The sequence below is a fragment of the Deltaproteobacteria bacterium genome, assembly GCA_005879795.1.
GTDB lineage: Bacteria > Desulfobacterota > Binatia > DP-6 > DP-6 > DP-6.
In genome coordinates this window covers 1-13,437 of record VBKJ01000039.1, presented here as the reverse complement: position 1 = coordinate 13,437, position 13,437 = coordinate 1, and the positions used below count along the sequence as shown (strand labels likewise).

The following is a 13,437-nucleotide window of genomic DNA, read 5'->3' as shown; positions in this document are numbered from 1 at the left end:
CTTCTCGAGCTCGTCGGCGATCAGCTCGTTCAGGCCGTCGCTGAGCGCCTCGTACCGCTGGTTCTCGATCTGGATGAGCTTGGGCCGCACCCGTTCCTCGAGCTCGGCGCGGGTGACCGTGCGGTTGCCGACGATCGCCACCTTGCTCGCGTCCCCGCCCGGCGGGCCGCCTGCCGCCCGGCCGACGACGGCGGACGCGGTGATGGCCATGATCATGGCTGCGCGCATGAGAGGTGCTCGCATGGAGCCGGAGGCTACGGGCCGCTCTCACGGAGGTCAAGCGTCGGCCGGCGGGGCGGCCGCGCGACGAAGCACCGCGCTGAATTGACGCGCGGGAGGGTCCCTGTTACCTACACCCGCCCATGCGATACGCCCTTGTCACCGCGCTTCTGTTGCTGCCGCTGCCCGCCCACGTGTCGGCGGACGAGTCGGGCAAGACGGCGGCGCCCGCGACGCTCACCGAGAAGACCGAGGTCGAGGGAACGGTGCCTCGCGACATCCTCGGTCGCTGGCTCGTGGTCACCCAGATCAAGCTGCCCTCCGGTGCGATCACCCCGAGCGCACGGATGCTCGAGCTCCGCCGTGGCCGGGAGCATCCGGAGGTGTTCCTGCGCCGCGCCGAGCTGCCCGACGCGCTGAGCAAGAAGATGCGCGAAGCCGCCACGGCGAGCCAGGCCTGGACGCCCGGCGACGGCGACCTGCACGAGGTCGCGGAGCAGTGGGACACGCTCCCCTCGGTCGTCGCTGACTACAGCAGCATCGAGAGCACGCTCATCGGCGCAGACGCCTATTCGCGCGAGTTCCAGGTGGACGAGACGACGAAGGGCAGCAGCTTCGCGATCACGGTCCGCGAGGCGTTCTCGGGGGCGCAGCCACTCCGGAGCACCTACTCGGTGTTCGCCGTGCGCCAGCAGCGCGACTCCCGCCTGGACGGAACCTTCGTCATCTCGTCGATCGCCGTCGCGCCCTTCCCGATCCCGGTCACGTTGAAGGGCGACTTCCAGGCCTATCGCGTCGCGGCCCCGCCGGCGCCGTCCTGGTGGCAGCGACTCCTGGACGTCTTCTCCGGCGGCCGGCGCGGCTGACGCGCCTCGTCGTGGGAGGCCCCGGCGCCGGTCGCGGGGGGCCCTTCGGAAGTTCACGGCACACGCGTTGCGGAACGGTACGCAGCCGGGCATTGGCCGGCAGCGTAGACGAAAAAGAGCGCCACCGCCGCCGCGCCGCCTCAGCGAGCGCGGATGCGTGCGCCTCGCCGACGGAGGAGTGGGCGCCCGAGAGCGACGAGGAAGAGCAGCACGGTGCACGACGTGATGGCGAGACCGTAGCGGACGCTCGCCGGCCGGTAGACGTAATTGACCACGTGATGTCCGGCCGGCACCCGGACCGCACGGAACGAGACGTTGGCACGCTCCACCGGAGTCTCGGCTCCGTCGACCGCCGCCTTCCAGTTCGGGTCGTACGCATCCACCAGCACGACCCACCCCGCTGCGTCGAGGTCGGCCTCGAGGGTCAGCCGGTCGATGCCGAGATGGACGAGGTGGGCACTGCCGCGGAAGGCGGGGTTCGCGGGCACGGCGGATCCGGCGGGCACGATGATCTCGCGGGTCGGATCGAAGCCGGGATCGATCAGCAGGGACAGCGCCTGCGATCCGTCCGCGACCCGAACGCCGTCGACCGCGTAGCCGCGCGGGAGCGTGCCCGGCACTTCGAACACGCTGAGCGGCTCCGGCATGACGACATCCATGGACGCGAGCGGCGTAAGCGGCTCGAAGCCCGCCCGGTGGCGGGCGACCACCCGCGCGACCGCGCCCACCCGGAGCAGGCGCAGATGGGCCGGGGTATCTTCCGCGGCGAGCAGGAGATCATAGAGCTGAGTGACGAAGAGGGGCGCGATGCCTGGCGTATCGTGCTCGTAGCTCCCGGCGATCCCCCACGGCCCCGCGGTCGGCGGAAACAGCGAGAGCCGCATCGCGAGCGCAGTCGCGGCCGGCAGCGGCCAGTCGGCGTTCGTCCGTGTCACCTGGTAGGGAATCCGGCGCCGGAGGTAACGCTCGCTCTTGCCGGCCATGTAGTAGTCGTACACGTAGAGGCGCCCGTCGTCCGGGGGCGTCGCCACCGAGAGGACCGGGGGGCGGTATGTGAAGAGGTCCCGCGGCGCGGTCGGGGAGAGGCGGTCGTGATTGGTGACGAGCTCGCCGACGGCGACCAGCGCCGCCGCCAGGGCGGCGGCGCGGACGCGCCCCGTCAGGGTCACCCGGACGAGGCCGAGGAACACCACGGCCGCCGCCGACAGGGCTGCTAGCGCGAGCTTGGCGACAGTCGACCCGAGGAGGTCGCGGAAGAGGAAGCCGCCGCCCGGATCCGCCAGGAAGAGCGAGCCCCAGGCCTCGGGCCGGGCGCCGAGCAGGATCGCGGCCGTGCCTGCGAGCGTCGCGCCTGCGGCGAGCGGGGTGACGACGAGGAGAACCCAGTCCCGGCGACGCGAGCGCTCCCGTTCGGCCCAGGTGTCGACGCCGCATCCCGCGAGCAGCGCCCAGCAGAAGCTTGTCCCCACCAGCGCCTTGACCGGATAGCGGAGCGCCTTCAACGGGGGCAGGAGAGTCACGACCAGGCCGTAGAGGGGCGCGTGTCGGCCGAGGGCGAGGAACGTCTCTGCGAGGAAGCATCCGGCGAGGAAGAGCGCGAGGCGGCGGTGGCGTCCGATAAAGGCGGCGCTGGCGAACGCGAGAGTCGGCATACCGAGGTAGATTGATGGCAAGAACGGCTCGCGGCCCTCGAAGAGCGCCGCCCGCAGCTCGGGGCGCAGGTGCAGCTCGTGCAGGGGAACCGGGACCAGCAGCTGGAGGAGGTTGGCGGGATGCACCGACCAGAAAGCTCGCACCACCTCGGGGAGGCTCGCCCGCGCGGAACGCGAGGCGACCTCCAGGGCGGGGAGCCATTGACCCGCCGAGACTCCTGCCGCCACCCCCAGGGCGAGGGCCCCCGTCCACGCGAGGCGGCGGAGGCGCTCGGCCGGGCGTCCCGGGGACATCAAGAGCACGTAGGCGAGGACCGTCGTCGCGGTCATGAGAGCGAGCTCGGGCGACCCGCCGAGGATCTGCGCCGCCTGGCAGAGGCCCCACGCGACCGTCCACGTCCAGCCGCCCCGTTCGGCGGCCGACACACCGGCCAGGACGGCCCACGGCATCCACGCCGCGCCTGCCAGCTGCACCCACGATTCCGCGACCGAGAGGAGCGGCCCCGACGCCATCCAGAGGGCCGCGGAGAGCACGGCGCTGCCGCGCGTGAGCCCGAGGCGGCGGGCAAGCAGGTAGAGGCCCGCGCCCGCGAGGACCGAATGCGCGACGACGAAGAGCGTGTAGTACGCCCAGGGCCGCAGGAGGAGGTTCAGCCAGGTGAACGGATAGAGGATCTCGTTGTTGGCGTCGGCCCAGAGCGGCTGCCCGAAACCGATCCAGGGGTTCCACAGCGGCCATTCGCCCCGCGTCACGGCGCCGACGAGCGTCGTCATCTGCGTGTACCACATGAGCCCCACGTCGCGCTGGAAGAAGACGCGGCCGGAGATCACGGCGTCGCGGAACAGGAAGGTCGCGAGGAGGACGAGGGCGAGCGAGATGGCGGCGGCTTCGAGCGCACCGCGAAAGGCGGGCCGGCCCGCCGGGGGGGCAGCCGGGATCGCCCCTCCGTCCGACGGCCTCCGGGCTCGGCTCACGGCCCGGGAGGAGCCGTCCGCGCTTTCCGCTCCCACGCGGCGAGCACCTCGGCCGCCGTCGGGATAGTCGCGAGGAGGCCGAGCGTGTGCTCGAGCACGGCGTCGACTTAGGCCGCCGGGAGGCCCGCGACCGCGTCCCGGGGGACGACCACCTGGTAGCCGACGTTGACGCCGTCGAAGACCAGGTCGGTGAGCGCCACGTTCACCGAGACGCCGGCCGCGACGATGGTGCGGATGCCCAGGTTGCGGAGCACGGGGTCGAGCTCGGTGCCGTCTGATCCATCGGTTGTCCTCCTGGCCTGGACGACACTGGGTCGGCGTTAGCAGGTAAATGCTCGCGGCGTCAATAGAACTGGCGGGGGGGCAGCTGCGGCAGCCGCATGTGATCCCGGCCATTGGCCGCTCGCTCGAGATCGTGAACCGCGCCTACGCCAACCGCCGTGCTGCGCGTTCCTCTGGCATCCGCAGGAGTCCGTGCAGCGCGCCGCCATGGAGAAGGTCGAGCGCCACATCCGCAACCTCGACGCCGACGGCCCTGCTGAGCAGCGGGGGGCGGCTTGAGCCATCGAATAGGGACACACTCCACGGACACACCACCCATCCACATGACGTCGCCCCGTGAAATGTTTACGCTTTCTCACCGCTCCGCGGGCTGGATGCCCAGCTTGTCCATGCGGTACTTGAGGATGCGCCGGGTCGTCCCGAGCAGCTCGGCGGCGCGCGTCTGGTTGAAGTCCGTCTGCCCGAGCGCCTCGACGATGATCTCGCGCTCGAACTCGTCGACCGCGTCGCCGAGCGACCTCCGGCCCTGGAGGACCTGCTCCCTGATGGTCCCGGGGTCCTGCTCGCTCCGGCGCACCTGCTCGGGCAGGTCCTCGGGCCCGATCGTCGGCCCCTCCGAGAGGACGAGCAGGCGCTCGATCAGGTTCTCGATTTCGCGCACGTTCCCGGGCCAGTGGTAGCGCATGAGGGTGTCGACCGCCTCGGGCTTGAAGGTCTTCTCCGCGATGCCCATGTCGCGCGCCTTCTGCTGGGCGAAGTGGCGGATCAGGAGGAGGAGGTCGTCGCGCCGCTCGCGCAGCGGGGGCAGGTGTACGGTCACCACGTTCAGACGGTAGTAGAGGTCGGGGCGGAACGTCCCTTCCTTCAGGCCGAGGGCCAGGTCGCGGTTGGTGGCCGCGATGATGCGCACGTCGACGCTGATCGACTTGATGCCGCCCACGCGCAGGAACTCGCCGTGCTCGAGGACGCGGAGCAGCTTGGCCTGCGTCCCCGGACCCATCTCGCCGATCTCGTCGAGGAAGAGCGTGCCCTCGTGGGCCAGCTCGAACTGCCCGAGCTTGCGCGTGTGGGCGTCGGTGAACGAGCCCTTCTCGTGCCCGAAGAGCTCGCTCTCGAGCAGCGTCTCGGGGATGGCCGCACAGTTCAGCGTGACGAGCGGGTGGCGCGCCCGGGGGCTCTGGTAGTGGATCGCCTTGGCGATCAGCTCCTTCCCGGTGCCGCTCTCGCCGGTGATGAGCACCGTCGTCTTGAGCGGCGCCACGGTGAGCACGGTCTTGAACACGGCCTGCATGCGCGCCGAGCGCCCGACGATGTTCTCGATGTGGTAGCGCCGGCCGACCTCGCTCCTGAGCTCCTCGACCTCGCGCACCAGGGCCGCCTGCTCGGTCGCCTTGTCGAGGTGGGCGCGGAGGTCCTCCACGTCGAACGGCTTGGTGATGTAGTGGAAGGCGCCGAGCTTCATCGCCTGGACCGCGGTCTTCACCGTCTTGGTGGCGGTCAGCATGATGATGGGCAGGATCGGGAACCGGCTGCGCAGCTCCTCGAGGAGCTGCATGCCGTCCACGCCCGGCATCACGATGTCGAGCAGGACGACGTCGGGCGGGCTCGCCGCGAGCGACTCGAGGGCCTCGGGTCCGGAGCCGACGGCAGTCACGTCGTAGTTCCCCTTGAGGGCCATGCGGAGCGACTCCCGCACCCCGAGCTCGTCGTCCACGATCAGCACGCGCCGCCGCGGGCTCTCCCTCGTCCCCACCGGACCTCCTCCGCCCCCGCTCATGTCATGGCCCCCTCGGCCGGCGCGGCCGCCAGCCGGATCACCACGCTCGTCGCCTCGCCCGGCTCCGGCACCACCGCCAGCGTCCCGCCGTTACGCTCGAGGATCGCCCGCGCGAGCCGGAAGGCGAGCGGTAGGAGCGTGGGGTCCCCGAGGCTCGCCGCCTCGCCCGGCGCGGCCAGGCGGCGGAGGCGGTCCGCGGCCGCGGCGCCGGCCGCGAAGCGGAGCGTGACGACGCCGTTCGCCGTCGCGTCGAGCGCGAGCTGCTCGCGCGCCGGGACCTCCCGCACGACGCCCGCGAAGAGGTTGCGCAGCGCGTAGGCGAGGTGCTCGGGGTCGGCGGCGCAGCGGCCCGTCGGCGCGACCGCCTGGCGCACGCGCAGCGCCCGGCCGGCGAGCTCGGGCTCCAGCTCGGCGAGCACGCGCTCCATGATCGGCCCGACCTCGACCGCCTCGCGGTGCGGGGCGCCCAGGCGCGCGAAGGCGAGCACGTTCTCGAGCAGCCCGTCCATGCGCTCGATCGCCTCGGTGGTGAGCGTCGCGAAGCGCCCCCGCAGCTCCGCATCCTCGAGCAGGGCGGGCAGGTGGCTCGCGAAGGTCTTGATCGTCACCAGCGGGTTGCGGAGCTCGTGCGCCAGCTCGGCGAGCAGGTACTCGAGCTCCGCCCCGCGTGGCGCCTCCGGTGCCGCGGACCCGGCGGCGGGGGACTCGGTGGCGAGGACCAGGTGGGCGGCCTCGATGACGTCACCGTCGGCCACCAGGAGCGCGCGCGCGAGCACGGCCTCGAGCTCGGCCACGTCCCCGGGCCAGGCGTGCGCCGCGAGGCGAGCGAGCGCGTCGGCGGCCAGGCGCGGTGGCGCGATGCCGAGCCGGTTGGCGAGCCCCTCGACCAGCGCAGCCGCCAGTGCCGGCAGCTCGGCGGCGCGCGCGGCGAGCGGCGGCACCGCGAGCACGACGGCGGAGAGGCGCGCGCCCAGGGTGCCGGGCAGCACCACCCCCGGCTCGGCACCCGCCAGCACCCACACTCGCGCCTCGTCGAGGAGGGCCTCGAGCGCGAGCGCACTTTCGGGTGCGAGCGCCGCGACGTCGACGTAGAGCGCCGATCCCGCCGGCACGCCGTCGAGCGCCGGTCGCCGCCCCGTCGCCACCGCGAGCGGCCCCGGGTGACCGGCGAGCCCGTGCAGCGCGCGCACCAGGAGGAGCCGGCCACCGGCCGCGGGCGCGCGCACCAGCACCGGGACGGCGCCCGGCGCGGCCCGGCGGGCGAGCGGCACGCTCGCCGCTGCCTCCGTGGGTAGGCGCGGCGGGGCGAGTACGGCGCTCGCCGCCTCGGCGGCGAGCGGAGGAAGGCCGGTCGGGCGCCGCGCGTCAGACCGCATCGATATCAGCCAGGCGCGGGCGCAGCGGGAAATGGACGGTGAACGCCGTCCCGCCCCCGGCGCGCGCCGCCGTCGCGATGTGGCCGCCGTGCTCGGTGACGATCTGGCGGGCGATGAAGAGGCCGAGCCCGCTGCCCGCGTCCTTGGTGGTGAAGAAGGGATCGAAGATCTGCTCCACGTGCTCGGGCGGAATGCCCGCGCCCGAGTCGGCGACCGTCACCGTGCACCAGCGCTCGCCGCGGGCCTCCTCGCTGCGGGTCGTGATCTCGACGCTGCCGTGCGAGCGGCACGCCTGGAGCGCATTCAGGAGGAGGTTCATCAGCACCTGCTTCACCTGCGCCTCGTCGACCACCACCTGCGGGAGGTCCGCCTCGGCGTGGAAGGAGACCGCGACGTCGCGCCGGCGCGCCTCGGCCTCGAGCAGGCGGGTGATCTGCGCGACCAGCTCGTTCAGGTCGGTCGGCTCGCGCTCCGCGGGGGCCGGGCGCGAGAAGACGAGGAGGTCGTTGATGAGGGCGCAGATGCGCTCGATCTCGCCCAGGGCGAGCTCGCGGAACTCGGTGCGAAACTCCTCGTCCGCCAGCCGCTCGGGCAGGAGCTGGATGAAGGTGCGCACCGAGACCAGGGGGTTGCGGATCTCGTGCGCTACGCCGGCGGCGAGCATCCCGAGGGCGGAGAGCCGATCGGCGCGCCCGAGCAGCTCGCGCATCTGCCGCAGCGCCGCGGCCTGCTGTCCCGACTCGACCAGCTGCGCGAGCGCGTCCGCCACCCCGGCCGCGAGGGCGCCCTCGGCGGGCGTGAGCGGTGCGCCGCGCGCGAGAAGGAGGAACCCGCGGACCCGTTCACCCCCGCCGACCGGCAGGACGAGGCTCCACCCGCCCGCGTCCGGGGCCTCGCCCGGAGCGAGAGGTGCGGGCGGGTCGCCGTGCACGGCGACGGGCACGAGCAGGTCCCCCGGAGCCTTCCCGACGAGGAGCGCGGCGCGCTCGAGCCCGAGCGCGCGCACCAGCAGCTCTACGAGCGGTTCGACGGGCGCCGAGCACTCGGGCTCGTCGCGCTGCCGCCCCGGCCTCCGTCGTCCTCCCACCGCCCCCGCTTCCCCCGCATGCAGCCCGGGCCACCAGACCGCTGTGCAAATTTGTTCACGTTCTATGCGCCGGGGGCGAGAGGAAGTCAATTCGCGCGGGGGGCGCGGGGCGCGCGCACCCCCAGGCGCAGCACGCCGAACAGGAGGAGAAGAGCGCCGAGCAGACAGAGGAGCCGCCCGACTCTCAGCAGGAGCTGGTAGAAAGCGAGCTTGGCGAGCGCGAGCTCCTGGCGCTCGTCGCCCTCGCTCGCCGGAGGGAAGAGTGCGGCCGGATCGGCCGGCGCGCGGGCCGGCGTGGCGGTGCGCAGGACCTCGTCGTACTGCGCGATCTTGGTCCGGCCGGCGACCACGTTGCCGGACCCGACCGCGAGCAGGAGCAGGCCGGCGAGGACGAGCCCGCTGCGCGCGAGCGCATGCACGGAGAGGGCAGGTGACCCCGCCATGGCGCAACTCTTGCGCCGCTCGGCGGACCGGTCAAGCTCGGGGGCTGGCGCCGAGCCCCTCGGACCCGCATTGGAGTCCGTCAGGGAAGATGAGAGAATCGGCCCGGGATGGCTGCTCGCGACCGCCGACGGGCGCGAGGATTATGATGGCGTTCGCCGGGAAGTGCCGGCGAGGTCCACGCGTGAGTGAGCAACAGCTGATCGACCGGATGCTCGGGGGTGACCGCGTCGCCCTCGCGCGCCTGATGACGCTGGTCGAGAACCGGGCGCCCGGGCTGCCGGCGGTCATGAGCCGGCTCTACCCGCACACCGGGCGCGCGCACGTGATCGGCATCACCGGGCCGCCCGGGGCGGGGAAGTCGACGCTCACCGATCGCATCACGGCGCGTCTCAGGGCCGCCGGCCATCGCGTCGGCATCATCGCCGTCGACCCGACCAGCCCCTTCAGCGGCGGCGCCGTGCTGGGCGACCGCATCCGCATGCAGGCCCACTTCCTCGACCCCGGCGTGTTCATCCGGAGCCTCGCCAGCCGGGGCAGCCACGGCGGCGTGGCGCGTCCCACGCGCGACGTGATCCGCCTCCTCGACGCCTACGGGATGGACCGCGTCCTGGTCGAGACGGTGGGCGTGGGACAGACCGAGCTCGACGTGATGCGCCTTGCCGACACGACCGTCGTCGTCCTCGTGCCCGAGGCGGGCGACGCGGTGCAGGTGATGAAGGCGGGCCTGCTCGAGATCGCCGACCTCTTTCTGGTCAACAAGGCCGACCGCGAGGGCGCCGAGCGCATGCGCTCGGAGCTGGCGCAGATGCTGCACCTTCGCCCGGCAGCCGCCTGGAGCATCCCCGTGCTCTTGACGCAGGCGGCGACCGACGGCGGCACCGACGCGGTGCTGGACGCGCTCGAGCGGCACCGCGCCTACCTCGCGGCCGACCCCGAGCGCTCCCGCCGTGAGCGTCGGCGGCGCGAGGGCGAGCTCATCGACATCCTGGACGAGGAGCTTCGCCGCCGGCTCGAGCGCGGCCTCGGGGGCACGCCGGACGGCGTCGGGCCGCTCCTCGAAGCGGTGCGGGGCGGAGCCCTCGATCCCTACACGGCCGCGCAGCGCATCCTCGAGGACGGGGCGACACTCGAGCGGCTGCTTGGACGGCGCTGAGCATGGCGGGCCGGCTGTACGCGGTGGGCGACATCCACGGCTGCGCCGCGGAGCTGGAGGCGCTCCTCGCCGCGCTGCCGCTGGCGCGGGGCGACACACTCGCCTTCGTCGGCGACTACCTCGACCGCGGGCCCGCAGTGCGGGCCGTCATCGACCTCCTGCTCGACCTGCGCACCCGCGACGGGCTCACCACCGTCTTCCTGCGCGGCAACCACGAGGACATGTGCCTCGCCTACCTCGGGCGCGCCGGACAGTGGGGCGAGTCGTGGATGATGAACGGCGCCGCGGCGACCCTCCGGAGCTACGGCGTGCCCCTCGGCACCGGCGGCCCGCTTGCCGCGGAGCGGTTCCCCGAGTCGCACCTCGCCTTCCTCGAGGGGCTGCTGCCCTGGTTCACCGCCGATCGCTTCCTCCTCGTGCACGCGGGCATCCGTCCCGGGCGCCCGCTCGAACGGCAGAGCACGGAGGACCTCTTCTGGATCCGCGAGGAGTTCATCCAGAGGCCGCACGATCTCCCGCACACGGTCGTGTTCGGCCACACCCCGCGGCGCGAGATCCTCCTCGACCTGCCGTACAAGATCGGGATCGACACCGGGTGCGTGTACGGCGGGCGCTTGACGGCCATCGATCTCAGCGAGGGCGTGGTGTACCAGGTCGCGCGGGGCGAGCGGCAGGTCCGGCGGAGCGCGCTCGGCGTCAGGTGGGCAGTTGGCTAGAGCAAGGGTCTCATGATCGGATACGGCCCTTCCGCTACCATCCTAGAGCCTGTCGTATCAGGGGCTTGCGCGTAGCGATCTTTCACTGGCAGGCGCAGTCGAAGCCGCATCCGCTCGTCTTCGGGACGCCGCCGCACGTCATCCCCGGCGGGCAGGTGCCCCATTTGCAGAAGTTGCACGTCAGACCACTCAACCTGGAGTCGCCGCAAGGGATCGTGGCCCCGGTGCAGCCGCACGTCGCCCCCATCGTCGCACAGGTCATGCCCTGCGGACAGAGCGCGTGGAAGAAAGGATCACAGCTGGATATGCCGCCCTCGCCGCAGTCCGCCGCGCCGCAATAGGCGGCCGTCGCCGGCGGACAGGTGGTGGTGGTCGTCGGGCACTCACATGTGAAGCCGATGCGCTGCAGCTCCGTGACGGGCAGGCAGAGTACGTTGGGTGGTGGTAGTGGTGGTGGTCCACAGTCGAAATCCGTCGAACACGGGCCGCCGCACACATGTGTGACCGTCCCGAAGCAAATTTTGCAGGGGAGCGTTGTCGTGGTAGTGGTCGCCGTAGGGCAACAGTCCTGCGGGCACGTCAAACAGTCCTCGGAGGGCCCACACAGCCCGTCCCCACATGCGCAGCTACAGGGCGGCGACCCACCCCTGCAGCTGCAAAGACCTGCCCTGCAGTCAGCGATGACCTGCCTCAGGCAGGCTCCCCTTGCCTGCCCGCTGAAACCGCTCGCGGCGACCTCATCGCTGCAGGCCCGATGACCGCACGGCGAGAAAGCAGTAGCTACCGAAGCCGTTATGCCGACACCGAGCGCCAGCACCGCAAACGCAACGAGCACCTTGCGAGCGGCCATGGATTTGACCTCCTGCGTCGTGAACCGACATTCCCCAGATGACGCTTGGCGAAGGCCCGTGCCGGACGGTCCATAGGCTTCCTGGAATCATCTGACAAGTGATTTCTGGTTCCTTTGCACCATGGACACCGCAGTGCTTGCAGCGTCCCCGAGGCGCTGGTAACTACCCAACTTCGCTCATTCGGCGGCGTAGCTCAGTTGGCTAGAGCGAGGGTCTCATAATCCCTAGGTCCGCGGTTCGATTCCGCGCGCCGCCATCCACGAATTCGGGCAGTTGCGGTTCCCCTTCCCATCACCCGGTCGGTCACCTCGCGATCACGTCGCCGTAGGTCGTGCATGCGCTCGCCGTGGAACGACGGCACCATGAGCCGGCGCTCGGATGAAGGGCGGGGCGCCCGGCCGGGGGGGGGCAGGCCCCGGCCGGGCGCCCGACTCTGGGCGCCGGATCCCCCACGATCAAGCTCGTCCGGGGAACCCTCTTTTACTTGTTGTGGGCAGAAAAGACCGCCTGCAAAGCCGGCAAGCCTTCCAGCGCCTGATCTGAATTCTGCGCACCCCAGGAGTACGCATAGTCAAACACGGGATTGGGAAGAAGGGACGCCCAGATCGACAAGATTTGTTGTTCCTGGCTCGATGTTGGGACAGCGTAGTTGCCGCCCCAATTGCCACCCCCAAACGCTTGATAGATGGGCACCATGCTACCACGCGGGACTCCCGACGCCTCGGCTGCGGCGACGGACTTGGTGATCCAGCTGTAATCGCAGCTCCCGTTCATGTCTTGCCGGCAGGGATAGGGGTCGAGCCCATACAGGTCGATATGCGAGTTGACCGGATTGTAGGTGCCGGCGTACGTCGGCGAATCGTTCGTACCCATGTTCATCATGGCGATGAATGTCTTGGCGCCGGGGACATTGGCGTGTATCCAGTCTGACTCGGCCATCAGGTTGGCTGCCGGACAAAGCGGGTTCCACGTGCCAGTGGGATCCGGCTCATCCACCAAATAGAAGCCGAACAATTTCGGATTGCCTATGAAAGGCCGTACAGCAGCGATGAACGTCGAATCAGCGCCATCGCACAGCCCCAGCCATACGAGCCCCTTGACACCGCTGGGCAGCGCAGTGAGACCGCTGACACTGCTCACGTCTGCCAGATTGAACCCTGCCTGGCCGGGCATGTAGTTGCCGCTCGAGTCGAAGTTGTGATTGGGAGCATAGTGGAGGCCTGTGACCTGCCCGCCGCCCCCGGCCAGGGTGGTCGTGGTGGCCGACGTAATGGTGGTGGTGGTCGGCGGCCGTGTCGTGGTGCTGGTCGTGGTCCTCGGCGGCCCCGTGGTCGTTGTGGTGGTCGTCGTGGTCTGGCGGCCCCGTCGACGCCGATTAGCCACGTCTGCCTCGCTGGCGTTGGCTTGGCCCTGGCAGACCGCGAGACCTTCCCCCTTGCAGCGCTCGAGCATGCTCTTACGGCACGCCCGGGAGCGACCTCCCGCGGCGACGCACGCCGCGATCTCGTCGTGGCACGCCTGCCGGCACTGTCGCGCAACGGACGCTGCGTCTGCGGAGCTCGCGACCTGCAATGTCGCGAGCAGCGTTAGCAGTAGCGTGGATCCCAGAGCCTTCGGTCGTCGCCGCATCTCTCGGCCTCCTCGAGCCTCCTCCAGGCGCACTCCGGGACGGTCGGTCGCGGGCGACCACGTGCAAGCATCGATCCTCCCGCACGCGCTGTGGACTCCGAGGGGCGCGCAGAAAAATGTGGACGTGGAACCGCCATTCGGCCGGCCCGGCTCGCGGCACTCGCGTTCAAGCTCGCCCGCAGCGTCAACCCGTCGACGCTCGAGATGGGACGGGTCCGCGGCCCGCACGTCGCGGGCTGCCTCGCGGACAGGAAGGCCCGCGCGCTAACGCCTTGACGCTAGCAAGAGAGAGCTTTGAAAATTCCGCGAACTAGCGTTGGATGCTCGTTGGTTTTGTTGCGAAGAGAAGCTTGAGTCTTATGCCGAACGGACGATGAGACGGTCAAGGTGTTTCTCCGAAAAAAAGAGCA

The 13,437-nt window shown here is 71.1% G+C and carries 11 protein-coding genes, 1 tRNA gene and 2 pseudogenes; 5 read left to right on the top strand and 9 right to left on the bottom strand.

The window, feature by feature from the left end; all coding sequences use genetic code 11:
- On the bottom strand, positions 1-210 hold a 210-nt coding region (locus E6J59_01720; protein TMB23566.1), incomplete at its 3' end, for a hypothetical protein.
- A gap of 152 nt (positions 211-362) precedes the next feature.
- Between E6J59_01720 and E6J59_01715 the strand changes: the two genes are divergently transcribed.
- On the top strand, positions 363-1,085 hold the full coding sequence (locus tag E6J59_01715) for a hypothetical protein (GenBank protein ID TMB23565.1): 723 nt from the start codon (positions 363-365) through the stop codon (positions 1,083-1,085).
- Between the two features lie 140 nt (positions 1,086-1,225).
- Here the strand turns inward: E6J59_01715 and E6J59_01710 are convergent, their stop codons facing one another.
- The 6 genes and pseudogenes from E6J59_01710 to E6J59_01685 form a co-directional block, all read right to left on the bottom strand.
- A complete protein-coding gene (locus E6J59_01710) occupies positions 1,226-3,712 on the bottom strand; it encodes a YfhO family protein (GenBank protein TMB23564.1) in 2,487 nt (828 codons plus the stop codon).
- Positions 3,709-3,966: pseudogene (locus tag E6J59_01705) on the bottom strand (cysteine hydrolase). Before E6J59_01705 ends, E6J59_01710 begins: the two are co-directional and overlap by 4 nt.
- A 383-nt stretch (positions 3,967-4,349) precedes the next feature.
- Positions 4,350-5,771, bottom strand: coding sequence for a sigma-54-dependent Fis family transcriptional regulator (locus tag E6J59_01700; protein TMB23563.1), 1,422 nt, complete (start codon positions 5,769-5,771; stop codon positions 4,350-4,352).
- A complete protein-coding gene (locus E6J59_01695) occupies positions 5,768-7,147 on the bottom strand; it encodes a hypothetical protein (GenBank protein ID TMB23562.1) in 1,380 nt (459 codons plus the stop codon). Before E6J59_01695 ends, E6J59_01700 begins: the two co-directional genes overlap by 4 nt.
- Positions 7,137-8,234, bottom strand: a complete 1,098-nt coding sequence (locus tag E6J59_01690; GenBank protein TMB23561.1) for a hypothetical protein — start codon at positions 8,232-8,234, stop codon at positions 7,137-7,139. The genes E6J59_01695 and E6J59_01690 overlap by 11 nt, the downstream gene beginning before the upstream one ends.
- Before the next feature lie 86 nt (positions 8,235-8,320).
- Positions 8,321-8,677, bottom strand: coding sequence for a hypothetical protein (locus E6J59_01685; GenBank protein TMB23560.1), 357 nt, complete (start codon positions 8,675-8,677; stop codon positions 8,321-8,323).
- 146 nt (positions 8,678-8,823) lie between these two features.
- Between E6J59_01685 and meaB the strand changes: the two genes are divergently transcribed.
- The 4 genes from meaB to E6J59_01665 all read left to right on the top strand — a co-directional run bounded on the left by meaB (position 8,824) and on the right by E6J59_01665 (position 11,654).
- A complete protein-coding gene (gene meaB, locus E6J59_01680) occupies positions 8,824-9,831 on the top strand; it encodes a methylmalonyl Co-A mutase-associated GTPase MeaB (GenBank protein ID TMB23559.1) in 1,008 nt (335 codons plus the stop codon).
- A gap of 2 nt (positions 9,832-9,833) precedes the next feature.
- Positions 9,834-10,547 carry a serine/threonine protein phosphatase gene (locus E6J59_01675; GenBank protein ID TMB23558.1) on the top strand — a complete coding sequence of 238 codons (714 nt, stop codon included), beginning with the start codon at positions 9,834-9,836 and terminating at the stop codon, positions 10,545-10,547.
- 65 nt (positions 10,548-10,612) lie between these two features.
- Positions 10,613-10,888, top strand: coding sequence for a hypothetical protein (locus E6J59_01670; GenBank protein ID TMB23557.1), 276 nt, complete (start codon positions 10,613-10,615; stop codon positions 10,886-10,888).
- A 692-nt stretch (positions 10,889-11,580) separates the two neighbouring features.
- Positions 11,581-11,654 (top strand) — tRNA-Met (locus E6J59_01665).
- Between the two features lie 224 nt (positions 11,655-11,878).
- Here E6J59_01665 and E6J59_01660 read toward each other — a convergent pair.
- Together E6J59_01660 and E6J59_01655 are read right to left on the bottom strand one after the other, a co-directional pair.
- Positions 11,879-12,571: a hypothetical protein gene (locus E6J59_01660; protein TMB23567.1), complete on the bottom strand. Its 693-nt coding sequence runs from the start codon at positions 12,569-12,571 to the stop codon at positions 11,879-11,881.
- 75 nt (positions 12,572-12,646) lie between these two features.
- Positions 12,647-12,739 (bottom strand): annotated as a pseudogene (locus E6J59_01655) (oligopeptide transporter substrate-binding protein).
- Between the last annotated feature and the right edge of the window lie 698 nt (positions 12,740-13,437).

Bases quoted from the DNA above. Each gene is read 5' to 3' on its own strand.
- E6J59_01715 (TMB23565.1), top strand. From the start codon at position 363: ATGCGATACGCCCTTGTCACCGCGCTTCTGTTGCTGCCGCTGCCCGCC.
- E6J59_01700 (TMB23563.1), bottom strand. From the start codon at position 5,771: ATGAGCGGGGGCGGAGGAGGTCCGGTGGGGACGAGGGAGAGCCCGCGG.
- E6J59_01695 (TMB23562.1), bottom strand. From the start codon at position 7,147: ATGCGGTCTGACGCGCGGCGCCCGACCGGCCTTCCTCCGCTCGCCGCC.
- E6J59_01685 (TMB23560.1), bottom strand. From the start codon at position 8,677: ATGGCGGGGTCACCTGCCCTCTCCGTGCATGCGCTCGCGCGCAGCGGG.
- meaB (TMB23559.1), top strand. From the start codon at position 8,824: ATGGCGTTCGCCGGGAAGTGCCGGCGAGGTCCACGCGTGAGTGAGCAA.
- E6J59_01675 (TMB23558.1), top strand. From the start codon at position 9,834: ATGGCGGGCCGGCTGTACGCGGTGGGCGACATCCACGGCTGCGCCGCG.
- E6J59_01660 (TMB23567.1), bottom strand. From the start codon at position 12,571: ATGCCCGGCCAGGCAGGGTTCAATCTGGCAGACGTGAGCAGTGTCAGC.